The organism is Aquabacterium sp. G14 (genome assembly GCF_037482285.1).
Classification (GTDB): Bacteria; Pseudomonadota; Gammaproteobacteria; order Burkholderiales; family Burkholderiaceae_C; genus Aquabacterium.
Genome location: NZ_JBBEYB010000011.1, coordinates 65,512 through 89,171 on the forward strand (window position 1 = coordinate 65,512; position 23,660 = coordinate 89,171).

Consider the following 23,660-nt stretch of genomic DNA (forward strand, 5'->3'; position numbering starts at 1 on the left):
GCATGTACATCAGGTGTACACCTCGGCATCGGGGTCGTGCGCTTCCAGTTCATAGCTGGCTGCCAGCATGGCCAGCCTTGCTACGACACCGTACATGTAAAAGCGGTTCGGTGCGCTTGCACCGGGCTTCACGCCCGGGCGTGGCAATTGTGTCGGCTCTGGAAAGCCCAGGGGAACAAAATGCGAGCCTGGGGCGTTCAGGTTTTCGTCCACCCCCCGGTCTGCATGCACGCGGTAGAAGCCACCCACGACATAGCGGTCGATCATGTAGACCACGGGCTCGGCCACGGCCTCGTTGATTTGCTCGTACGTGGCCACACCCTCCTGAATCAGAACGCGGTTGACGCTCTGACCGTCCTTGACCACCGACATCTTGTTGCGCGTGCGGCGGTTGAGGTCGGCCACTTCCTTGGCATCACGCACCGTCATGATGCCCATGCCGTAGGTGCCGTTGTCGGGCTTGACCACCACAAACGGCTTTTCGTTGATGCCATATTCCTTGTACTTGCGGCGCACCTTGCTCAGCATGGCGTCCACCTGCGTCTCCAGACATTCCAGGCCCGTGCCCTCCTGGAAGTTCACCTCGTCGCACACCGAGTACATCGGGTTGATCAGCCACGGGTCCATGCCCAGCAGCTTGGAGAACTTCTTGGCAACCTCTTCGTAGGCGGCAAAGTGCTGGCTCTTGCGACGCACGGCCCACCCTGCGTGCAGCGGCGGCAGCAGATACTGCTCGTGCAGGCCCTGCAGGATCTCCGGAATGCCGGCCGACAGGTCGTTGTTCAACAGGATGGTGCAGGGGTCGAAGTGCTTCAATCCCAGGCGGTGACGCGTGCGCACCAGCGGCTCCAGGGTCAGGTGGCTGCCATCGGGCAGGGCCACGTCCGTGGGTTCGGTGATGCTTTCATCCAGAGAGCCCAGGCGCACATTCAGCCCGGCCAGCGTGAAGATCTGAATCAGGCGCGCCACGTTCGACAGATAGAAGGTGTTACGCGTGTGCTCTTCCGGGATCAGCAGCAGGTTCTTGGCCTCGGGACAGATCTTCTCGATCGCGGCCATCGCGGCCTGCACTGCCAGCGGCAGCATCTCTTGCGTCAGGTTGTTGAAACCGCCCGGAAACAGATTGGTGTCCACCGGTGCGAGCTTGAACCCTGCATTGCGCAGGTCGACCGAGGTATAGAACGGCGGGGTGTGCTCCATCCACTCCAGACGGAACCAGCGTTCGATGGCGGGCACGGACTCCAGCATCCGCTGCTCCAGTTCGTTGATGGGGCCGGTCAGCGCGGTGATCAGGTGAGGAACCATGGGGGGAAGCGCCTTGTGAAGTGAGGAGGTAGGAAGGCTATTTTAGGAAGATCGCTGCCTGTTGGCGTTCAGCGTCATGCAACACAGCGATGCAAAAAAACAAAGAGGGCCTCCCGAAAGAGGCCCTCTTTTCATGTTGGAGGCCGTCAACTGATACGGCCTCCGGTCCCGTGTTCAGGAGATCACTTGTGGTAAGCGGTCTCGCCGTGCGAAGTGATGTCCAGGCCTTCGCGCTCTTCTTCTTCGGGCACGCGCAGGCCGATCACCAGGTCCACAATCTTGTAGCAGATCGCAGCGACGATGCCCGACCAGACGATGGTGATGACCACGCCCTCAGCCTGCACCAGCAACTGGTGAGCGATGGAGAAGTCTTCGGCGCCCGTGCCACCCAGACCAGGCGCAGCGAACACACCGGTCAGCAGGGCGCCGGCAATGCCGCCCACGCCGTGGATGCCGAACACGTCCAGCGCGTCGTCTGCGCCGAGCATCTTCTTGAGGCCACTGACACCCCACAGGCAGATGAAGCCGGCGATCAGACCCATCACGATGGCACCCATCGGGCCCACCGAGCCGCAAGCGGGGGTGATGACCACCAGGCCAGCCACCGCACCCGAGGCGGCACCCAGCATCGAGGCCTTGCCCTTGAACAAGGCTTCACCCACGCACCAGGCCATCACGGCAGCAGCCGTGGCCACCAGGGTGTTGATGAAGGCCAGGGCGGCGCTGCCGTTGGCTTCCAGTGCGGAGCCAGCGTTGAAGCCGAACCAACCCACCCACAGCAGCGAAGCACCCACCATGGTCAGCGTCAGCGAGTGCGGCGTGAAGGACTCACGGCCGTAACCAAGGCGCTTGCCGATCATGTAAGCACCCACCAAGCCGGCCACGGCCGAGTTGATGTGCACCACGGTGCCACCGGCGAAGTCCAGAGCGCCCTTGCTCAGCAGGTAGCCGCCGGCACCCCACACCATGTGGGCGATCGGCAGGTAGCTGAATGTGAACCACAGCGCGCTGAACAGCAGCACGGCACCGAACTTGATGCGCTCGGCAAAGGCGCCGACGATCAGGGCGCAGGTGATGCCTGCGAAGGTGCACTGGAAGGCCACGAAGATCAGTTCGGGGATCTTGGCGTCCGGCGTGAAGGTGTCGGCCATCGAGGCGGGCGTGATGCCGCTCAGGAAGGCCTTGGACAGGTCACCGATGATGGTGCCAGCCCCACCGAACGCCAGGCTGTAGCCGTAAGCGGCCCACAGCACGGAGATCAGCGAGAACACCACCAGCACCTGCATCAGCACCGACAGCATGTTCTTGCTGCGCACCAGGCCACCGTAGAACAGGGCCAGGCCGGGGACAACCATCAGGATCACCAGGATGGTGGAGACCATCATCCAGGCGGTATCGCCCTTGTTGACGGTGGGGGTGGGGGCTGCTTCGGCAGCCGAGGCGGCTTCCGGCGCCACAGCAGCGGCGGGGGCCACCGCTGCCTCGACGGCGGAAGCGATCTCGGGGGCCGACGCTGCAACTTCTTGGGCGTGGGCGACGCCCAGCAGGCCCAAGGCCGCGAGCCCCAGCGCGAATGACGCAATGAGCTTTCTCATGAAATGCCTCTTGATAGAACGAATGGTGTGACGGCGCGAATCCCCGCAGGGCATGTCGGCCACAAGTGCGAAAGTCGGATCAGGTGTGTGGCCCGATCACAGGGCGTCCTTGTCCATCTCGCCGGTGCGGATGCGGATCACCTGCTCCAGCGGGGTGACGAAAATCTTGCCGTCACCAATCTTGCCGGTGCGGGCCGATGTTTCGATGGCTTCGATCACGCGGTCGAGGATGGCGTCATCCACGGCTGCTTCGATCTTCACTTTGGGCAGGAAGTCGACCACATACTCCGCGCCACGGTACAGCTCGGTGTGGCCTTTCTGACGACCAAAACCCTTGACTTCGGTCACCGTGATGCCCTGAACGCCGATGGCGGACAGAGCCTCACGGACTTCGTCAAGCTTGAACGGCTTGACGATGGCGGTCACCATTTTCATGATGGGTACTCCGGTGAGGTTGGTGAAAAATTGTTGACACCCATCATCTGCATGAACCGTGCCAACACAATGCAGGCATGTGGGTCTGACCCAGATCACCCGTGTACGCGGGCTTTCCGGTCTGTTGCATGGATTGGTGCACTGAGGTGGTGCGTCATGACGGTGGTCCGATCTCGCAGCGTGGCATATCCACCAAAACGGTGCCATTCCCAAGAACTCCCGAATGCGGGGGGGGCCGCCCCTCAGAGGGAATGTCCGTTTCTCTTGGGCTCCACACAATCGACGCTTTGTCGCGGAGCGGCGCGATTGCGTCTGGATCCCTTTCATGTCACTTGCCATCGTTCACAGTCGTGCCCTGGATGGCCTCAAAGCGCCTGAGGTCACCGTCGAAGTCCATCTCGCCAACGGCCTGCCGTCGTTCACCCTGGTGGGGTTGGCGGACACCGAAGTGAAAGAGGCCCGCGAACGGGTCCGAGCAGCTCTGAGCAACAGTGGGCTGGAGTTTCCGTTCAACAAGCGCATCACGGTCAATCTGGCTCCGGCCGATCTGCCCAAGGAGTCGGGACGTTTCGATCTTCCCATCGCCCTGGGCATCCTGGCCGCCATGGGACATCTCGACCCTGCTCGACTGCGGACGCTGGAGTTTGCCGGCGAGTTATCGTTAGGCGGAGAGTTGCGACCAGTCCGTGGAGCCCTGCCCATGGCGCTGGCGCTATTGAAGTCCGCTCGGGATGGGCAGGCGCGCGGCTTGGTTTTACCCAAGGCCAGTGCCGAGGAGGCCGCGCTGGTGGATGGGGCCTGCCTGTACGGGGCCGGTCATTTGATGGAGGTGGTCGAGGCCCTCAGGCCCGCGGGGCAGGGCACCGGCGCCACCTTGGTGCGCACCCAGTCGGTGCCTTCCTTCGCCGCTGCTGACGGTGCTGCGTTGTCGGATCTGCGGGAGGTCAAGGGGCAGTCTGCCGCGAAGCGCGCGCTGGAGATCGCCGCAGCAGGGGCGCACTCGGTCTTGATGATGGGCCCGCCCGGCAGCGGCAAATCGATGCTGGCCCAGCGCTTTGTCAGCTTGCTGCCAGAACTTGCACCCGAGGAAGCCCTGGAGTCCGCGGCCGTGCTCAGCCTGGCGGGGCATTTTGATGCCCGTCGCTGGCGACAACGAACGGTCCGCAGTCCGCATCACACGGCTTCGCCGGTGGCGCTGGTGGGCGGCGGCGCCCCACCACGGCCTGGCGAGATCTCGTTGGCACACCATGGCGTGCTTTTTCTCGATGAACTGCCCGAGTTCCCTCGGGCGGCCCTGGAGGCCTTGCGCGAACCGCTCGAAACGGGCCACATCACCATTTCCCGTGCCGCGCGACGACATGATTTCCCGGCGCGCTTCCAGCTCATCGCCGCGATGAATCCCTGTCCTTGTGGGCACTTTGGCAACCCCCTCAAAGCCTGTCGCTGTACGCCTGACCAGGTGGCACGTTACCAGGGTCGGCTCAGTGGCCCCCTGCTGGATCGCATCGATGTGCAGGTGGAGGTTCCCGCGGTGGCGCCCGAGGTGCTTGCCGGCAGCCCCGACGGGTCTTCGTCGGCCGAAATTGCCCAGCGCGTGGTTGCCGCTCGTGCTCGACAATGGTCGAGACAGGGGCAACTCAACGCCACTCTGGAAGGCGCTGCGCTGGAGCAGCATGCCTGCGCCGAGCCCGCTGCCCAGGCTTTCCTGCAGTCGGCCTGCGCTCGCCTGGGGTGGTCAGGGCGGGCCTTCCATCGGGTGCTCAAGTTGGCGCGCACCATCGCCGATCTGGCGGAGGCCGACTGCATTGCCACCGCTCACATGGCCGAAGCCATTCAGTACCGACGTGCGCTGACTGCGTCTTGATCTGGCGGGGTGTGCCCCACGGTGCTTCGGCACTAGACTCTGGGTCATCCCATCAAGCTGGAGACCTCCGCATGTCTTGCCTTCACCACCCACGCATCCGCACCGCCGCCGCTGTCTTGACACTGTCTCTTCTGGCCACTTCGGGCTGGGCTCAATCGACCCCACCGAGCGCGAATGCGAGCAAGAAGCCAGATCAGGCGGTTCAGGCCGCTGCCCCCTGGGTTCAGGTCGATTCCGCCTGGATTCGTCCCATGGTCAAGGGGCAAACGGCCACTGGAGGCTTCATGGTTCTGACAGCGCGCCAGCCACTGACCCTGGAGGCTTTTGCCATGGCTCGCACGGGTGTGTCCGAGTTGCACGAAATGACCATGGATGGTCAAGTCATGCGCATGCGGGCCATCTCGAATCTGGCCCTGCCTGCTGGACAGGCCGTGGTACTGCGTCCCGGCGGCCATCACCTGATGTTGACCCAGCTTCAAGAACCCCTGACAGAGGGTGAAGTGCTGCAATTGACCCTGAAGCTTCGCACAGCCGATGGCAAGGTGGTCACTCAGGCCATCAGCGTTCCGGTCAAGGCACACATGATGATGCCTTCTGGCGGAGCATCCGCCACGACGCCTTCAGGCATGGCGGCACAACCTGCCGCACATCAGCACCATCACGGCATGGCTCACTGATCTTCCAGGCGACGAGGGGGATACGTATCCCAATTCTGGCAGCCTGGACATTGCCAGAAGTAATGTTGACTCTCGAAGCCGCAGGCCGCGCAGCGGTATCGCTGAAGCGGTTTGGCGGCGCTGGTCAGTGCTTTTTGCAGGACCTCTACCTCGGGCTCTTCCAGAGGCACATGGCTGACCAGTCGTTCGCGGATCAGACTTTGGGCAGCCGACAGCGATGGCTGTTGGCGCAGGTGTCGCATGATGGCCTCGCGGCGGTCCGTTGCGTCGGGTTGCAACTCGCCGATGGCGTTCAACACATCCATCGTGGGCGCCTGAGCGTACACCGACTGTAATTTGTTCAGTGCTGTCGGCACCGCATCGCACGCCCGGGCACTGCGTGCATAGTCCATGGCAATCAAGGCAAAGGCCTGCGGTTGCTTGAACATCAACTCGTCCCAAACCTGCAGCGCTTCGGCGTGTTTGCCCTGGCGGACCAGTCGCTGGCCTTGCAACACCAGGGGGCGTGCCGCCTGCGGGGCCGCTTCCCGGGCTCGCGCCAAGGCCTGATCGGCCTCATCGGCTCGGCCACGCGCATCGGCTTCCTGAGCCACTTCACACCAATGGTGGGCACTGCGCTGCGAAAAAGACCCCGTGCCTGTTGCCTCCAACTGACGCGCCACCTCGATGGCCGGGTGCCAATTGCGGGAGCGCTCATACAGAGACAGCAAGGCGAGTCGGGCATCGGTGCTGAAAGCAGTGCCCTCGAGGGCCTTGAACGCCTCTTCGGCACGGTCGAACAGGCCCGCCTTCATGAAGTCATGCGCCAGCGCATGCTGAGCACGCTCTCGTTCCTCCCGCTTCAGATCGCCGCGGGACAAGAGGTGCTGGTGGATGCGGATGGCGCGTTCGTACTCGCCCCGGCGGCGAAACAGGTTGCCCAATGCGAAGTGCAGATCTGTGGTGCCGGGGTCGTGCTGAACGGCTTCAATGAAGGCGTCAATGGCTTTGTCCTGCTGCTCATTGAGCAGCAGGTTCAGACCCTTGAAATAAGCCTGAGGCGACGCCTGATCCTCGCGCTTGAGTTGCCGCAGGTCGAGTCGAGATGCGACCCAGCCCAGCAAAAATACCACCGGGGCTGCCAGAAGCAGCCAGTACAGATCGAATTCCATGGGCTCAGAGAAAGAGTCTTGCGCCAGCCGCCACGTTACTTGACGGGTTTGCGGGGCGCGGGCATGTCAGGAGGGAAGGGGAGTTCGGGCGGCAAGGTCAGTTCGGAAACATCGCTTTGTCCACCCGCCACCAAGGCCGATGCCGTGCCTGCTTCGGCTTTGACGGGGGCGGGCATCAACAGGAGACGGTTGCGGGCTTCGCGACGCTGGCGCCACCAACTTGGCACCATGGCCAGAACCCCTGCGGCACAGCCCAGTGCGAAGGCCGCCAGCACGATGAACACCATCGGGGCCTGCCACTGGTAGCCGAGGAACCATTTGAGCGACACCGTGTGCTGGTTGTTCAGCGCAAAGGCGAACAGAACGAAGAACAGGAGGCCGCGCCACAACCAGTTCAAGGTACGCATGGGTGTTTCAGCTGTCAGAGGTGTCGGAAGAACCCACAGTATCCACCTTGTCGACCCCTTCGCGCAGGGCTTTGCCCGGTTTGAAGTGCGGCACCAGCTTTTCCGGGATCAACACCTGCTCGCCCGTGCGAGGGTTGCGCCCCATGCGCGGTGGGCGACGGCTGATGGAGAAGCTCCCAAAGCCTCGGATCTCGATGCGATGCCCCTTGGCCAGCGCCTCCGACATGGCGTCCAGGATGGTCTTGACGGCAAATTCGGCGTCGCGCTGCGTCAGCTGGCCAAAGCGTTCGGCCAGTCGGGCCACGAGGTCAGAACGGGTCATGTCAAAGAGGCGAAAAATGGGAGGTTGTGATGAGCATCAGCAAAAAGCCCCACGGGCCTGGCGGGCCAGGACCTGGGGCTTTGTACCACGCTCATCACAGCCCCCGTCGGCCGAAGCCGGCAGGGATGTGATGCGCAGAAGGCAGATCAACCGTTGTTCTGGTCGAGCTTGGCCTTCAGCAGGGCGCCCAGGCTGGTGGTGCCGGAGCCTTCCTTGGTGGTGTCAGCGCTCAGACGCTGCAGAGCTTCTTGCTGCTCGGCGTTGTCCTTGGCCTTGACCGACAGCTGGATGTTGCGGGTCTTGCGATCGATGTTGATGATCACGGCCGAGACTTCGTCGCCTTCCTTCAGCACGTTGCGAGCGTCTTCAACGCGGTCGCGGCTGATTTCGGAAGCGCGCAGGTAACCGACGATGTCGTCACCCAGGTTGATCTCGGCGCCCTTGGCGTCCACGGTCTTCACGGTGCCAGTGACGGTGGCGCCACGGTCGTTCAGGGTCGTGAAGTTGGTGAACGGGTCGCTGTCCAGCTGCTTGATGCCCAGGGAGATGCGCTCGCGCTCGACGTCGATGGCCAGAACGATGGCTTCGACTTCCTGGCCCTTCTTGTAGTTGCGCACGGCAGCTTCGCCGGGCTCGTTCCAAGACAGGTCGGACAGGTGAACCAGACCGTCGATGCCGGCGGCCAGACCCACGAACACGCCGAAGTCGGTGATCGACTTGACGGGACCCTTGACCTTGTCACCGCGGTTGAAGTTCTGAGCGAAGTCGTCCCATGGGTTCGGCTTGCACTGCTTCATGCCCAGGGAGATGCGACGCTTGTCTTCGTCGATTTCCAGGACCATGACTTCCACTTCGTCGCCCAGGTTGACGATCTTGTTGGGAGCGATGTTCTTGTTGGTCCAGTCCATTTCGGAGACGTGCACCAGGCCTTCGATGCCGGGTTCGATCTCAACGAAAGCGCCGTAGTCAGCGATGTTGGTGACCTTGCCGAACAGGCGGGTCGAAGCGGGGTAACGGCGCGACACGCCAACCCACGGATCGTCGCCCATTTGCTTCAGACCCAGCGAAACGCGGTTCTTCTCGGCGTCGAACTTCAGGACCTTGGCGGTCAGCTCTTGGCCCACGGTCACCACTTCGGACGGGTGACGGACACGGCGCCAGGCCATGTCGGTGATGTGCAGCAGGCCGTCGATGCCGCCCAGGTCCACGAACGCACCGTATTCGGTGATGTTCTTGACCACGCCATTGACGATCGCGCCTTCGCGCAGGGTTTCCATCAGCTTGGCGCGCTCTTCGCCCATCGAGGCTTCGACCACAGCGCGACGCGACAGCACAACGTTGTTGCGCTTGCGGTCCAGCTTGATGACCTTGAACTCCATGGTCTTGCCTTCGAACGGCGACATGTCCTTGACAGGGCGCGTATCGAGCAGCGAACCAGGCAGGAAGGCACGGATGCCGTTGACCAGAACGGTCAGGCCGCCCTTGACCTTGCCATTGACGGTACCGGTCACGAAGTCGCCAGACTCCAGAGCGGTTTCCAGCGACAGCCACGAAGCCAGGCGCTTGGCCTTGTCGCGCGACAGGATGGTGTCGCCGTAGCCGTTTTCGATGGCATCCACGGCCACGGACACGAAGTCACCGACTTGGACTTCGATCTCGCCCTGGTCGTTGCGGAACTCGTCGATGGGCACGTACGCTTCGGACTTCAGGCCGGCGTTGACCACCACGAAGTTGTGTTCGACGGCCACCACCTCAGCGGTGATGACTTCGCCGGTGCGCATGTTGGCACGTTGCAGCGACTCTTCAAAAAGGGCGGCAAAAGATTCAGACATTGAATTTCCTGTGCTGGGGTGAGCCAGCGGTAACGCTCAGATCGACAGGAACGACCGGAACGGGTTGGGTTGAAGAACATGACAGCCAGGTCACCGAGGGGGCGACCCAGATTGCTCATGCCCTGGCCTGGCGGTCAGGGCCGGTTGTCACAGCCTTGTATCGGCCTGCGTCGCGTCGCGAACTCAATGTCCGGCGATCACGTGAGGCCAGCCTTCGACCCACCAACCCAGCACAGTGTCCATCGATGCTTCGATGGTCAATGCGGAATTGTCGAGTTTGCGGGCATCTGCAGCAGGCACGAGAGGCGACACGGCACGGGTACGGTCCCGCAGGTCGCGCGCCTCCAAATCTGCGCAAATCTCGTCTAGGTTAGCAGAAAATCCTTTTTGGATCAATTGCTTGTACCGGCGCTCGGCGCGCTCGGCGGCTGTGGCGGTCAGAAAGACCTTCAGCGCGGCGTCCGGGAAAATCACCGTACCCATGTCGCGGCCATCGGCCACCAGGCCCGGCAGACCGCGGAAAGCCTTTTGCAGCTCGACCAGGGCCTGACGCAGGCCGGGCACGGCCGAGATGCGCGAGGCGGTCTGACCGACTTCTTCGCGACGCAAGGCATCACTGACGTCACGGTCATCCACCCAGATGTGTTCGCCGTCGAAACGCAGGCTGATGTCGTGGCCGACGCGGCGGGCCAGGGCTTCCAGCGCTTGCGCGTCGTCCAGATCGACCTGCTGTTCGAGCGCCAGCAGGGCCGTGATGCGGTAGAGCGAGCCCGAGTCCAGGAACTTGTAGCCCAGGCGGTGGGCCAGCGCGCTGGCCAAGGTGCCCTTGCCCGAGGCCGTGGGCCCGTCCACCGTGATCACCGGGATCAGGTCCGGGTCGGTCTGGGCCACCTGGAACAGCGACTCGAAATAGTCGGGGAAGGTCTTGCCCACGCAGCGCGGGTCTTCGATGCGCACCGACACCGGCTTGCCCGCCGCGGCGGTTGGTGCCAGCGGGTTGAAGGCGGCCAGCGAAAAGCACATGGCCATGCGGTGGTCGTCGTAGGTGTGGATGCTGGCGTGCTGCCAGGCGCCGGTGGCGGGTGGCGTGACCTCGATGAAGTCCTCGCCTTCGACCACGGTGGCACCGAGCTTGCGCAGTTCGCAGGCCATCGCGGCGATGCGGTCGGTTTCCTTCACGCGCCAGCTGGCGATGTTGCGCAGGCGGGTCGTGCCCTGGGCGTACAGGGCCATCACCGCCAGGGTCATGGCCGCATCGGGGATGTGGTTGCAGTCCATGTCCACGGCGGTCAGTGGCCAGGTGCCGCGGCGGATTTCCAGCCAGTTCGGGCCAGACGTGACCTGGGCGCCCATGGCCTGCGCGGCTTCCACGAAGCGGATGTCGCCCTGGATGGAGGCGGCGCCCACGCCTTCGACACGCACTGGCGTGTCGATGCCCGCGATGGCGCCGGCAGCGATGAAGTAGGACGCCGACGAAGCATCGGCCTCGACGTGGATCTCACCCGGCGATTGGTAACGGCTGCCCTGCGGGATGATGAAACGCTCCCAGCCCTGGCGCTCGACCTGGATGCCGAAGCGGGCCAGCAGGTTCAGCGTGATCTCGATGTAGGGCTTGGAAATGAGCTCGCCGACCACCTCGATGGTCAGAGCTTGTTGCTGTGACACCAGCGGCAGGGCCAGCAGGAGGGCGGTCAGGAACTGGCTGGAGACGTCACCGCGCACCTTGATGGGGGCTGACAGTTCAAGCTGGCCGCCGGCCAGGCGCAGCGGAGGGTAGCCCTCGGTGCCGGTGCACTCGATGGTGCAGCCCAGCGGGCGCAGGGCATCGACCAGGTCACCGATCGGGCGCTCGTGCATGCGCGGCACGCCCGACAGGGTGAAGACGCCGCCTTGCGTGGCCGACAGCAGCGCCAGGGCGGCGGTCAGCGGGCGCATGGCGGTGCCGGCATTGCCCAGGAACAGATCGGCGTCCTTCACGGCCAGCTGGCCGCCCAGACCGGTGATGTGCACCGTGTCGCCGTCTTGCTGCAGGTCGCAGCCCAGCGTGCGCAGGGCTTCGAGCATCACATGGGTGTCGTCCGAGGCCAGCAGATCATGGACCACGGTGGTGCCTTCGCTCAAGCCGGCCAGCAGCAGCACACGGTTGGAGATGCTCTTCGAGCCGGGCAGTCGCACGGTACCACCGGCGGACAGCAGCGGGGGGAGGTCAAGGAAGGCGGTGGTGTACATGCGAAAGAAAACTCGTGTGCCCCACCTTGAGTGGGGCGAGTCTGAGAGAGCCTCAGAGGCGAGAGACCGTGGATTTCGGGTTCAGTTGCCACTGGCTGCGCGAGGTCGAGGCCGATTCGATCAAGGTTTGCAACTCCGGGCCGTTCCAGTCGCGCATCTGGCGTTCGAGCTCTTCCAGGGCGCGGCGGAAGGCTTCGGACTGGCGCAGGATCTCTTCGCGGTTGGACAACAGGATGTCTCGCCAGATGGTGGGGTCGCTGGCCGCGATGCGGCTGAAGTCCCGGAAGCCAGGGCCAGCCAGAGACAGGTACTCCTGTCCGGCAGGTTGCTCGGCCATGGCATTCATGTAGGCAAAGGCCAGCAGGTGGGGCAGGTGGCTCACGGCAGCAAAAGCCGCATCGTGGTGTTCCGGGCTCATCTTGAGCACCTGGCAGCCCACGGCCGCCCACACGTCGGTGGCCTTTTGGACCAACGTCGGATCCGTCTGGTGCAAGGGGGTCAGGATGACCTTGCGCCCCTGGTACAGGGTCGGGTCTGCGTGCTCGATGCCCGCCACTTCACGTCCGGCAATCGGGTGGGCGGGCACGAAGGAGGGCAGGCGCTCCTTCAGCACGCGGCGGGCCGCATCGACCACATCGCGCTTGGTCGAGCCGACGTCCATGAAGAGCACACCCGGGTTGACCAGGTGACGGATGGACTTGAACGTGCCTTCGCTGGCGGCCACGGGCACGGCGATCAGCACGATGTCCGAGCCGGACACCGCCAGCAGAGCCGACTCGGCCGCGACGTCGATCACGCCGAGGCGACGGGCCTTCTCAACGGTGGAGGGGGATTTGCTGTAGCCGACGACCCGCTTGACCAGGCCGGCTTTTTTCAGGGCCAGGGCAAAGGAGCCCCCCATGAGGCCACAGCCGATCAGGCCAAGTTGGTTGAACATGCTGCAAGATCCTTGGAATTCAGTGCACGTCCAGCGGGTAGCTGCCGAGCACCTTGAAGAATGAACACTGGGCGCGCAACTCCTGCAGGGCGGCGGCCACATTGTCCTGTGCCGGATGGCCGGCCAGGTCGATGAAGAAGACGTATTCCCAGTTCCCCGAGCGCGCCGGGCGCGACTCGAAACGGGTCATGGACACACCGTGACGCTTGAGCGGCACCAGCATGTCGTGCACGGCACCAGGTCGATTGTCCACCGAGACGATCAGGCTGGTGCAGTCGTGACCGGTCGGGGCCACGCCGACGTGCGGGCCGGGGCGGGTGACGATCACGAAGCGGGTGCGGTTGTGGGCCTCGTCCTGCACGGCCGCTTGCACGACATGCAAACCGTACTGGGTGGCCGCGCGTTCGCTGGCCAGTGCTGCGATGGCGCCATCCTGGCTCGCCAGACGTGCACCTTCGGCATTGCTGGACACAGGGCGGCGCTCGGCCTCGGGCAGGTTCTGGCTCAACCAGTTGTGGCACTGCGCCAGCGCTTGCGGATGGGCACACACGGTGGTGATGCCTTCGCGCGAAGGGGCCTGGCGCAGCAGGTTGTGGGTCACCAGCAAACTGGTTTCGCCCACGATGGTCAGAGGTGAGGCCAGCAACAGATCGAGCGAACGGGCCACGACGCCCTCGGTCGAGTTCTCGACCGGCACGACGCCGTAATCGGCCGAGCCCGAAATGGTGGCGCGGAACACCTCGTCCACCGACGGGCAGGCCAGGGCCTCGATGGACGAGCCAAAGTAGTTGAGCGTGGCTTGTTCGCTGAAGGTGCCGATGGGGCCGAGGAAGGCGACACGCTGGCGTGCCTCCAAGGCGCGGCAGGCCGACATGATCTCGCGCCAGATGGGGGCAACGCTGTCCTCGCGAATCGGGCCGGGGTTCTGGGCCTTGACGCGGTCGATGACCTGAGCCTCGCGGTCCGGGCGGAACACCGGCGAACCGTCGATTTTCTTGACCTCGCCCACAGCCTGGGCCAAGCGGGCACGCTGGTTGACCAGGTCGATCAACTGCTGATCGACCGCGTCGATGCGCACACGCAGGTCGGCGAGTTGCTCGTCCACCGGGCGATCATCGGGTTGGAAGTGCGCGGAATCAGCCATGGCGTGCGGCAAAGCTCTTCATGTAGTCGACCAGCGCGGCCACGCCGGCCAGCGGCATGGCGTTGTAAATCGAGGCGCGCATGCCGCCCACACTCTTGTGGCCCTTGAGTTGCAGCAGTCCGGCTGCCTTGGCGCCGCTCAGGAAAGCGTCGTTCAGATCGTCCGAGGGCAGGAAGAAGGGGATGTTCATGCGCGAGCGGCAGTTGCCGGCCACCTTGTTGACGTAGAAGCCGGAGGCGTCGACGTAATCGTAGAACAGCTTGGCCTTGGCGACGTTGCGTGCCTCGATGGCGGCCAGGCCGGTGAGGTCGCCTTCACGCTGGCGCTTGATCCACTGGAACACCAAGCCAGCCAGATACCAGGGGTAGGTCGGCGGCGTGTTGTACATCGAACCGTTGTCGGCCACGATCTTGTAGTCGAAGGCCGACGGCGTGATCGGCAGGGCGTGGCCCAGCAGGTCTTCGCGCACGATGACCAGGGTCAGGCCAGCGGGACCGATGTTCTTCTGGGCGCCGGCGTAAGCCAAGCCCACGCGCGACCAGTCGATGGGGCGCGAAACGATGTGCGACGAGCAGTCGATCACCAGAGGTGCCGGGGTGCCGAGCGCGGCCAGATCGGGCAACTCGTGCATTTCAACGCCATGAATGGTTTCGTTGCTGCACACGTGCACATAGGCAGCGTTGTCGCTGATTTTCCAGCTGCCGTAGTCCGGCAGGGTGGTGTGGTGATCGGCAGCATTGCTGGCGGCAATGTGCACTTCGCAGTATTTGTGGGCTTCCTTGGCCGACTTCTGCGACCACGAGCCGGTGATCACGTAGTCCGCCCGTCCACCGCGCGACAAGTTCATCGGCACGATCGCGTTCTCGGCGATGGCGCCACCCTGCATGAACAGGATCTTGTGAGTGGCCGGCACCGACAGGATCTCGCGCAGGTCGGCTTCAGCCTGCTCGGCGATCGAGATGAACTCCTTGCCGCGGTGGCTCATCTCCATCACGCCCATGCCCGAGCCATGCCAGTCCAGCATCTCGCTGGCGGCCTGTTGCAGGACTTCTTCAGGCAGGGCGGCCGGGCCGGCTGAAAAATTGAAAGGGCGGGTCATGGGCGACATCCAGGCACAAACGGTGTGACGGGCGGGACGCCGGGGCGCGGGAGGCGCTCATCCGGCGTCAGGGAACATTACTTCTTGGTGGCAGGCTTGGCAGCCGGCTTGGCTTCGCCTTGGCTCAGCTTGCCACCGGAAGCCTTGTCCAGGATCGAGCGGATGTTGGTTTCCGCCGTCTGCAGCTTGGGCGTGACCTGGGGGCGGGCATCGGCGACGACCTTCTCCAGCAGCGCGTTGCTCATCTCGGGCAGCAGGCTCTGATAGCGCTTGAGGATGGGCGACTCCAGCATGGCTTGCAGTTGCTTGAGTTCGTCCTCGCTGAACTTCTCTTCGTAGATGGCGCCCAGCACGGTGGGGCTGAGCTTGGTGGCGCTGGCGCGCACGGCGGGGACTGCACTCTCCAGATACTTCTTGATCTCGGCATCCACTTGCTTGGCGGTGGCTTCGCGCTTGTCCTCAGGAACGGCTTGCATCAGGATCTGGCGTGCACCGGCGGCCAGTTGACGGGCCGGCTGCTCGGCCACATTGCGCGACATGTCGTCCAGGGCAGCTTGCTGCGAGCTCAGAATCTTCTGCACGATGGCTTTCTTGTCGGCGTGGGCCGACAGCGAGGTCACGGCCAACGTGGTGGCCACGGCCACAGCCCAGGCGGTTTTCTTCAGAGTCATCGTGTGTCCTTGCAATCTGGTTGAGGTGTGAACCCCTCCTGGAGAGGAGGGGGTGTCAGGCTTGGTGTGGCCTGATCAGTTTTCGGTTCCGTCCGATGTGCCCTCGGCCGTGCCGGCTTCCGTGTCTTCGCTGTCGCTGGCACTGGCTTGGGCATCGTTTTCAACGATGCGCTGCAGGCCAATCAGCTTGGCGCCTTCATCGAGGGCGATCAGGGTGACGCCCTGCGTGGCACGGCCCAGTTCGCGGATCTCGGCGACGCGGGTGCGCACCAGCACGCCCTTGTCGGTGATCAGCATGATCTCGTCTTCCGGACGCACCAAGGTGGCCGCGACCACCTTGCCGTTGCGCTCGGACTGCTGGATGGCGATCATGCCCTTGGTGCCACGACCGTGGCGGGTGTACTCGACGATGGAGGTGCGCTTGCCGTAGCCGTTCTCGGTGGCGGTCAGCACGGACTGTGTCTCGTCTTCGGCCACCAGCATGGCGATGACCGACTGGCCTTCTTCCAGCATCATGCCGCGCACGCCGCGGGCGCTGCGGCCCATCGGGCGGACATCGTCTTCGTCAAAGCGCACCGCCTTGCCGCCGTCCGAGAACAGCATCACGTCGTGCTTGCCGTCGGTCAGGGCAGCACCGATCAGGTAGTCACCCTCGTCCAAGCCCACGGCGATGATGCCGGCCTTGCGCGGGTTGCTGAAGTCGGTAAGCGGGGTCTTCTTGACCGTGCCCATGGCGGTGGCCATGAACACATAGTGGTCTTCAGGGAAGCTGCGGAACTCGCCGGTCAAGGGCAGGACGACGTTGATCTTCTCGTCCTTTTCCAGCGGGAACATGTTGACCATGGGCTTGCCGCGCGAGTTGCGCGAGCCCTGAGGCACTTCCCAGACCTTGATCCAGTACACGCGACCGCGGTTGCTGAAGCACAGGATGTAGTCGTGCGTGTTGGCGATGAAGAGTTGGTCGATCCAGTCGTCTTCCTTCGTCGCCGTGGCCTGCTTGCCGCGACCGCCGCGCTTTTGGGCGCGGTACTCGCTCAGCGGCTGGCTCTTGATGTAGCCCGTGTGCGAGATCGTCACGACCATGTCGGTCGGGGTGATCAGGTCTTCGGTGCCCAGCTCTTGCGCGTTGTGCTCGATGGTCGAGCGGCGAGCGCCCAGCTTGGTCTGGCCGAATTCCTGACGGATGGCACCCAGTTCGTCACCGATGATGCTTGAGACGCGCTCGGGCTTGGAGAGGATGTCCAGCAGATCAGCGATCTGGGCCATGACGTCCTTGTACTCGCCGATGATCTTGTCCTGCTCCAGGCCGGTCAGGCGTTGCAGACGCATCTGCAGGATCTCGCCGGCTTGGTCTTCGCTCAGGCGATACAGGCCATCGGGCTGCATGCCAAAGTTCAGGGGCAGGCCTTCGGGGCGGTAGAGCTTGGCATCGCCGTCGGTGCGCGACAGCATTTCCCGCACCAGCGACGAATCCCAGCTCTTGCTCATCAGGGCGGCCTTGGCCACCGGCGGGGTCGGCGAGGTCTTGATGGTCTCGATGAACTCGTCGATGTTGGCCAGGGCCACGGCCAGGCCTTCCAGCACGTGACCACGTTCGCGCGCCTTGCGCAACTCGTACACGGTGCGGCGGGTGATGACCTCGCGGCGGTGCTCCAGGAAGACCGTGATCAGGTCCTTGAGGTTGCACAGCTTGGGCTGGCCGTCGATCAGGGCCACCATGTTGATGCCGAAGGTGTCCTGCAACTGGGTCTGCTTGTACAGATTGTTGAGGATGACCTCGGGCACTTCGCCGCGCTTGAGCTCGATCACCACGCGCATGCCGGACTTGTCGGACTCGTCCTGGATGTGGGTGATGCCTTCGATCTTCTTCTCGTTGACCAGCTCGGCGATGCGCTCCAGCAGGGTCTTCTTGTTGACCTGGTAAGGGATCTCATCGACGATGATGGCCTGACGGTCACCCTTGCCGATGTCCTCGAAGTGCACGCGTGCGCGCATGACCACACGGCCACGGCCGGTGCGATACCCCTCGCGGACGCCCGACAGGCCATAAATGATCCCGGCGGTGGGGAAGTCTGGCGCTGGGATGATTTCCATCAGCTCGTCGATCGAGCAGTCGGGATTTTTGAGCGCGTGCAAACAGGCATCCACCACCTCGTTGAGGTTGTGCGGCGGGATGTTGGTGGCCATGCCTACCGCGATACCGGCCGAACCGTTGACCAGCAGGTTGGGCAGGCGGGTGGGCAGCACCAGCGGCTCTTTTTCCGAGCCGTCGTAGTTGGGGCCGAAGTCGACGGTTTCCTTGTCGATGTCGGCCAGCATTTCGTGGGCGACCTTGGCCAGGCGGATTTCGGTGTAACGCATCGCCGCGGCGCTGTCGCCGTCCACCGAGCCGAAGTTGCCCTGGCCGTCGACCAGCATGTGGCGCAGCGAGAAGTCCTGCGCCATGCGCACGATGGTGTCGTACACCGCCGAGTCGCCGTGCGGGTGGTACTTACCGATGACGTCACCGACGATACGCGCCGACTTCTTGTAAGGCCGGTTCCAGTCGTTGTTGAGCTCGTGCATCGCGAACAGCACGCGACGGTGAACGGGCTTGAGGCCGTCGCGGGCATCGGGCAGGGCCCGACCCACGATCACGCTCATCGCGTAATCGAGGTAAGAACGCCGCATTTCCTCTTCGAGGCTGATGGGCAGGGTTTCCTTGGCGAATTGCGTCATGCGTGCTTCACGGTGAGAAGAGACAACCGGACGACGAGGGTCGTCAGGGCATCATGGACTTCGCTTCCATGGGGCGGGGCAGCCCAGCTGCCTCAGCCGAATGGAAAAGACCATTGTAATTGGCCGATCATGTCGCCCACGCGCAACAATTCAGGTGGGCGCTTGCGTCACCGAAGTTCTGCCTTCAAGAGTCGATTTCACTATGGCACAATGATTTCGTAATGTGCCCTTGGTTCACCCCTGGGGCGGCCGTTGCCATCTTGCGCTTCGGTCTGTTGCCCAATCAGGGCGCTTCGCAGTTGAACGCTGCGTTCTTATATCGTGAGGACTCGCATGATCAAGCTCAATCAAGTCGCTGCTCTGTTCGCTACCGCTGCTCTGGCCGGTGGTGCTTTCGCCCAAACCGTGGACAACTGGCGCGGCACCGATGGCACCGTGTGGAAGAACGGCACGAACGAATACTGCTGGCGTGACACCCCCTGGACTCCGGCCACCGGCGTTCAAGGCTGCGATGGCGTGCCTGCTCCCGTGGCTCCTGCCGCTCCGGCTCCTGCTGCCGCTCCTGCCGCTCCGGCTCCTGCCGCTGCCCCGGCTGTGGTGCCCGCTGCTCCCGCCACCGAAAAGGTGAGTTTCGCCGCTGACGCTTTCTTCGACTTCAACAAGACCGCTCTGAAGCCCGAAGGCAAGGCCAAGCTGGATGATCTGGCCGACAAGGTGAAGGGTCTGAACCTGGAAGTCGTGATCGCCGTGGGTCACACCGACTCCGTCGGCTCTGACGCTTACAACGACAAGCTGTCGGTCAAGCGTTCGGAAGCCGTCAAGTCCTACTTGGCTGGCAAGGGCATCGACGCCTCCAAGATCTACACCGAAGGCAAGGGCGAGAAGCAACCCGTGGCTGACAACAAGTCTGCCGAAGGCCGCGCCAAGAACCGTCGCGTGGAAATCGAAGTCGTCGGCACCCGCAACAAGTAATTGATGCGTGTGGGGTGGTCCTCATGGATCGCCCTGACGATGAAAACCCCGCCTCGGCGGGGTTTTTTCATGCGTGGCCGCCAGGTGTGCGGTGTTCAGGCCAGGGTCACGTCCTTGCCGCTCAACCGTTTGGCCAGCTGTGTGGCCAAACGGTTGGCTGTGCCGTAGATCGACAACTGCGGGTTGGCGCCGATGCTGGTTGGGAAAACCGATCCATCGTGAACCGACAGGTTCTCGAGTTGCCAGTGCACGCCGTCCGGGCGCACGACGCCTTGTTTCTCGCTGGCGGCCATGCCGCATCCACCCATCACGTGCGCACTGCCTGCGCCGGTGAGCAAGGGCTTCATGTCAAAACGTGCAATCGCTTCCTTGGCGGAGGCCCACGTGCGGTAATCGTCACTCTGCTCGTGGAACGGGCGCACGGTACGCGCACCTGCCGCGAACTGGATCTCCGCCATTGCCAGCAGTGAGCGGCGGAAGCCTTCGAGGACATAGTCTGTCAGCGGGTAATCGAGCACAGGTGTGCCGTCCAGATGGATGCGCACCTTGCCCCCCGCCGACTCAGGGTGGAAACCGTCTCGCATCAGGGACAGCATCATCTGAGTGTGTGGATACTGCTGGAAGCGTGCCATCAGACGTTCGCCGTGTCCGCCGAGCAAAATGGACGCCATGCCTGGGTGCAGCGGTGCCGCCTCGATCTTGAAACCGATCGGTCCTTGCAGGTGTGCATCGTGCACAAAGTGATCGGAGTACAGCGATTGCGGAGCGCCTTGCCAGGCCTCGACCCGTTCGTCGAAGATGCCCGCTGAGAAGCTCACCGGATGCAAGAACGTGCGGGTGCCCAGGAGGCCGTGGGGGTCCGGCGCGTCAGACCGGCGCAGCAAAGCCGGTGAGTTGATGGCGCCCCCGGCGACCACATAGTGCCGTGCGGTGACCCGCATGGTGCGATCAGACACCTTGTCTCCGTTGAGCCGGATGGGGACGCAAATCAAACCGGTCACCTTCCCCTTCTGAATGTCAAATTTCTGAGCACGCGTCTGGTAGAACAGCCTGGCCCCGGCATCCAGCGCGGCGGGAATGGATGTCACCAGCATCGATTGCTTGGCATTGGTCGGGCAACCCAGGCCGCAGGCGCCCAGGTTCCAGCAGCCCTTGACGTTGCGTGGGATGACCGCCGAAGAAATCCCCAGCTTGGTCGCTCCCTTGCGCAGAACCTCATTGTTGAGATTGGGCGGGATGGTCCAAGGCGTCATGTTCAGGCGACGCTCGGCTTGTTCGAACCATGGGGCCATCGATTCGGTCGTGTACTCGCTCAGCCCGAACACCTCTTGCCAGTGCCGCAGCGTGCTGTCCGGTGTCCGGAACGAACTGGTCCAGTTGATCACCGTGGTGCCGCCCACGCAGCGGCCTTGCATGATGCTGATGGCGCCGTCCAGGGTGCGGCGAGCGGCTGACTCCTGGTACAGGGTTCGATAGGCGTCGGATTCTTTCTGATTGAAGTCGGTGCTGGTGCGCAGAGGGCCTTCTTCAATCAGGACCACGTCCAGGCCGGCACGGGTGAGCAACTCAGCGGTGATGCCGGCGCCTGCACCCGTGCCAATGATGGCCACATCACATTGCACCTGGGCGGGCAGGCCTTGTTCGCCATGGGTGGTTTTCCAGCCACGGGCCAGACCGTCACGGAAGGGATCGGGAAGCTTGCTCATATGTCGAGGGGGCCGGGATAGCCGGTCATAGGCCAGTTGGCGCTTTGGGTAAAGAAGCTCATGCAGGTCAGGCCACGCACCACCTGGTAGGTGAGGCGCTGCGTGGGCAAGGGGTTGAGACGCATGGTCTCGAGCGCGCGCGCGATCTGTGCGTCGCTGGCCTCGCGCCAGGACCGTCCCAGGTCGGTGAGCATGTAGCGAGTTGGGGCGTTACCCAACAAACCGAGAACAGCGTTGATCTGAATTTGCATCATGGCCGGCGTGCCCTGGATGAAAGCTTCGAGCTGATCAAGGTGCGCTTCCAGAGCAGCCGCGCGCTGGGCTGGATCTTTGGGCAGCATGGGGCCCAGAATGCCGCGCGCCAGTCCGTGGCAAACGTCTCGTCCGTGGGGGGTGAACTTGCCTTGGCTCAAGCCTCGGTGCCAGAACACGAGGCCTCCCAGGGTGGCTCCCACCGCCCCGATGGCCAGTGCCGTCTTCAGAAACCAGCGTCTTTTGGGCATCAGGGGATGGTCTATGGCGCGGTCAACCATGTTGTGTGTTTCCAGGCGGATTTCTCAAATAGGAAACATTGTGAGTCAAATTGAAGTTGGCGTGGGTAGGCGCGAATTGGCGTAAACCCCTGTATGAAGGGGGCGGAAAGTCACCTGTTCAGGTGGCGTTCAACAAAAAAGAAACGTCCGTGATGCGGTTTGAGGGTGAACCCTGGGGAGTGAGTGTTGCAGAATTCATGCAGCACAGAAGTGGTGACTTCTGCTGCCGCATTGGCATTGAATTCAGCCGTAACCGATCAGACAAGAGGACGACGATGACGAGTACCAAACCCTGGCTTGCCCACTACGAACCAGGCGTGCCCGCCGAAATCAACCCCGAAGAGTATTCCTCCTTGGCCGACTTGCTGGACCAGTCGTTCAAGCAATTTGCCCAGCGGGATATGGCCTCCTTCATGGGGGTGCATTGGACCTTCCGTCAGATCGATGAGATGTCGAACGCCATGGCCGCCTGGCTGCAGGCCCAGGGTCTGGCCAAGGGTGCCCGTGTGGCGCTGATGATGCCCAACGTGCCGCAGTACGTGGTGGCGATTGCTGCTGTGCTGCGTGCGGGTTATGTGGTCGTCAACGTCAACCCGCTGTACACGCCGCGTGAACTGGAGCACCAACTCAAGGACTCCGGCGCCGAGGCCATCGTCATCCTCGAGAACTTTGCCACCACGCTGCAGGAAGTGGTGGCGCGCACACCGATCAAGCGCATCGTGCTGGCCTCCATGGGCGACATGCTGCCATTCCTGAAGGGCGCGCTGGTCAACTTCGTGGTGCGCAACGTCAAGAAGATGGTGCCGGCTTACAGCCTGCCGAACAATGCCAAGTGCACGCTGACGACCTTCAAGGATGTGGTGTCCAAGGGTCGCTCGATGAAGTACACCCGTCCCGACTTGAAGCTCTCCGATGTGGCCTTCCTGCAGTACACCGGCGGCACCACGGGCGTCTCCAAGGGCGCCACACTGCTGCACCGCAACGTGGTGGCCAACATCCTGCAAAACGAAGCTTGGTTCAAGCCTGAGCTGAACAAGCTGGGCAGCGCACCCTTGGTGGCCGTGTGTGCCCTGCCGCTGTATCACATCTTCTCGCTGACGGTGTGCTACTTCATGGGTGCACGCCTGGGTTCCATGAACATCCTGATCCCGAACCCGCGCGATCTGCCGGCCGTGATCAAGACGCTGAGTGCGTACAAGGTGAACCAGTTCCCTGCTGTGAATACCTTGTTCAATGCGCTGGCCAACCACCCTGACTTTGCCAAGCTCGACTTCTCGGGTCTGAAGGTGTCGATGGGTGGTGGCATGGCTGTGCAACAGGCCACCGCCGAAGCCTGGAAGAAGATCACCGGTTGCCCGATCGTGGAAGGCTATGGGTTGTCGGAAACCTCGCCGGTGGCCACAGCCAACCGCCTGGATAACACCGAGTTCAATGGCTCCATCGGTTACCCGCTGCCTTCGACCGAAGTGGCGATTCTCGACGACGATGGCAACCACATGCCCATCGGTGGCGTGGGGGAAATCTCCATCCGTGGTCCACAGGTGATGGCCGGCTACTGGCAGCGTGACGATGAAACCGCGAAGGTCATGACTTCCGATGGGTTCTTCCGCACCGGTGACATCGGCATCATGGACGAGCGTGGTCAGGTCCGCATCGTCGACCGCAAGAAGGACATGATCCTGGTGTCGGGCTTCAATGTGTACCCGAACGAAGTCGAGCAGGTGGTCAACCTGCATCCCGGCGTGTTGGAATGCGCGGCCGTGGGCGTGCCCGATGCCAAGGCTGGCGAAGCGGTGAAGTTGTTCGTGGTGCGCAAGGACACGACGCTGACCGAAGAGGCGCTCAAGGCTTATTGCCACGAGCAACTGACCGGCTACAAGTGCCCCAAGTACATCGAGTTCCGCACCGACCTGCCCAAGACCAACGTGGGCAAGATCCTGCGTCGCGAACTGCGCGACGAGAAGAAATAACTGAGGCGACTGGCTGGGGTAAGGCCCCGGCTGGCGACCGAGGAGACAAGCAGAAGGCCGCTGTCCCGCAAGGGGCAGCGGCTTTTTTGCGCG

19 protein-coding genes are annotated in these 23,660 nt (G+C 63.2%); 4 read left to right on the forward strand and 15 right to left on the reverse strand.

Features of this window, described 5'->3' with window-relative positions:
- Positions 1-9: 9 nt before the first annotated feature.
- The 3 genes from gshA to glnK all read right to left on the reverse strand — a co-directional run bounded on the left by gshA (position 10) and on the right by glnK (position 3,335).
- A complete protein-coding gene (gshA, locus tag WIT60_RS12470; protein ID WP_339584233.1) occupies positions 10-1,305 on the reverse strand; it encodes a glutamate--cysteine ligase in 1,296 nt (431 codons plus the stop codon).
- 182 nt (positions 1,306-1,487) lie between these two features.
- A complete protein-coding gene (locus tag WIT60_RS12475; RefSeq protein WP_339584234.1) occupies positions 1,488-2,900 on the reverse strand; it encodes an ammonium transporter in 1,413 nt (470 codons plus the stop codon).
- Between the two features lie 96 nt (positions 2,901-2,996).
- Complete coding sequence (gene glnK, locus WIT60_RS12480; protein ID WP_339584235.1) at positions 2,997-3,335, reverse strand: P-II family nitrogen regulator; 339 nt, start codon at positions 3,333-3,335, stop codon at positions 2,997-2,999.
- A gap of 325 nt (positions 3,336-3,660) precedes the next feature.
- On the opposite strand from glnK, the gene WIT60_RS12485 reads away from it, so the two are divergent.
- Positions 3,661-5,199, forward strand: coding sequence for a YifB family Mg chelatase-like AAA ATPase (locus tag WIT60_RS12485; RefSeq protein ID WP_339584236.1), 1,539 nt, complete (start codon positions 3,661-3,663; stop codon positions 5,197-5,199).
- Between the two features lie 71 nt (positions 5,200-5,270).
- Positions 5,271-5,876, forward strand: a complete 606-nt coding sequence (locus WIT60_RS12490) for a copper chaperone PCu(A)C (RefSeq protein WP_339584237.1) — start codon at positions 5,271-5,273, stop codon at positions 5,874-5,876.
- On the opposite strand, the gene lapB is transcribed toward WIT60_RS12490, so the two are convergent.
- The 10 genes from lapB to gyrA all read right to left on the reverse strand — a co-directional run bounded on the left by lapB (position 5,870) and on the right by gyrA (position 18,386).
- Positions 5,870-7,027, reverse strand: coding sequence for a lipopolysaccharide assembly protein LapB (gene lapB / locus WIT60_RS12495; protein ID WP_339584238.1), 1,158 nt, complete (start codon positions 7,025-7,027; stop codon positions 5,870-5,872). The genes WIT60_RS12490 and lapB overlap by 7 nt on opposite strands.
- Positions 7,028-7,062: 35 nt before the next feature.
- On the reverse strand, positions 7,063-7,434 hold the full coding sequence (locus WIT60_RS12500; protein WP_339584239.1) for a LapA family protein: 372 nt from the start codon (positions 7,432-7,434) through the stop codon (positions 7,063-7,065).
- 7 nt (positions 7,435-7,441) lie between these two features.
- Positions 7,442-7,756 carry an integration host factor subunit beta gene (locus tag WIT60_RS12505; protein ID WP_339584240.1) on the reverse strand — a complete coding sequence of 105 codons (315 nt, stop codon included), beginning with the start codon at positions 7,754-7,756 and terminating at the stop codon, positions 7,442-7,444.
- Positions 7,757-7,902: 146 nt separating this feature from the next.
- A complete protein-coding gene (gene rpsA / locus WIT60_RS12510; RefSeq protein WP_339584241.1) occupies positions 7,903-9,588 on the reverse strand; it encodes a 30S ribosomal protein S1 in 1,686 nt (561 codons plus the stop codon).
- Positions 9,589-9,771: 183 nt separating this feature from the next.
- Positions 9,772-11,817 carry a bifunctional 3-phosphoshikimate 1-carboxyvinyltransferase/cytidylate kinase gene (locus tag WIT60_RS12515; protein WP_339584242.1) on the reverse strand — a complete coding sequence of 682 codons (2,046 nt, stop codon included), beginning with the start codon at positions 11,815-11,817 and terminating at the stop codon, positions 9,772-9,774.
- A gap of 52 nt (positions 11,818-11,869) precedes the next feature.
- Positions 11,870-12,754 (reverse strand): prephenate dehydrogenase, encoded by an 885-nt coding sequence (locus WIT60_RS12520; RefSeq protein WP_339584243.1) that lies wholly within the window; start codon positions 12,752-12,754, stop codon positions 11,870-11,872.
- A gap of 19 nt (positions 12,755-12,773) precedes the next feature.
- Entirely contained in the window at positions 12,774-13,898 is a 1,125-nt protein-coding gene (gene pheA, locus WIT60_RS12525; RefSeq protein ID WP_339584244.1) for a prephenate dehydratase, read from the reverse strand.
- The gene (gene serC, locus WIT60_RS12530; protein WP_339584245.1) at positions 13,891-14,997 is read right to left on the reverse strand and encodes a 3-phosphoserine/phosphohydroxythreonine transaminase; all 1,107 of its coding nucleotides are present in this window, start codon (positions 14,995-14,997) and stop codon (positions 13,891-13,893) included. The genes pheA and serC overlap by 8 nt, the downstream gene beginning before the upstream one ends.
- A gap of 77 nt (positions 14,998-15,074) precedes the next feature.
- Positions 15,075-15,668 (reverse strand): hypothetical protein, encoded by a 594-nt coding sequence (locus tag WIT60_RS12535; protein WP_339584246.1) that lies wholly within the window; start codon positions 15,666-15,668, stop codon positions 15,075-15,077.
- A gap of 75 nt (positions 15,669-15,743) precedes the next feature.
- Positions 15,744-18,386, reverse strand: coding sequence for a DNA gyrase subunit A (gyrA, locus tag WIT60_RS12540; protein WP_339584247.1), 2,643 nt, complete (start codon positions 18,384-18,386; stop codon positions 15,744-15,746).
- 333 nt (positions 18,387-18,719) lie between these two features.
- Between gyrA and ompA the strand changes: the two genes are divergently transcribed.
- Positions 18,720-19,358, forward strand: a complete 639-nt coding sequence (gene ompA, locus WIT60_RS12545; RefSeq protein ID WP_339584248.1) for an outer membrane protein OmpA — start codon at positions 18,720-18,722, stop codon at positions 19,356-19,358.
- A gap of 95 nt (positions 19,359-19,453) precedes the next feature.
- On the opposite strand, the gene WIT60_RS12550 is transcribed toward ompA, so the two are convergent.
- Together WIT60_RS12550 and WIT60_RS12555 are read right to left on the reverse strand one after the other, a co-directional pair.
- Positions 19,454-21,064: a GMC family oxidoreductase gene (locus WIT60_RS12550; protein WP_339584249.1), complete on the reverse strand. Its 1,611-nt coding sequence runs from the start codon at positions 21,062-21,064 to the stop codon at positions 19,454-19,456.
- Complete coding sequence (locus WIT60_RS12555) at positions 21,061-21,597, reverse strand: hypothetical protein (protein ID WP_339584250.1); 537 nt, start codon at positions 21,595-21,597, stop codon at positions 21,061-21,063. Before WIT60_RS12555 ends, WIT60_RS12550 begins: the two co-directional genes overlap by 4 nt.
- 275 nt (positions 21,598-21,872) lie before the next feature.
- Here WIT60_RS12555 and WIT60_RS12560 point away from each other — a divergent pair, with 275 nt between their 5' ends.
- On the forward strand, positions 21,873-23,567 hold the full coding sequence (locus WIT60_RS12560) for a long-chain-fatty-acid--CoA ligase (RefSeq protein ID WP_339584251.1): 1,695 nt from the start codon (positions 21,873-21,875) through the stop codon (positions 23,565-23,567).
- Positions 23,568-23,660: the final 93 nt, after the last annotated feature.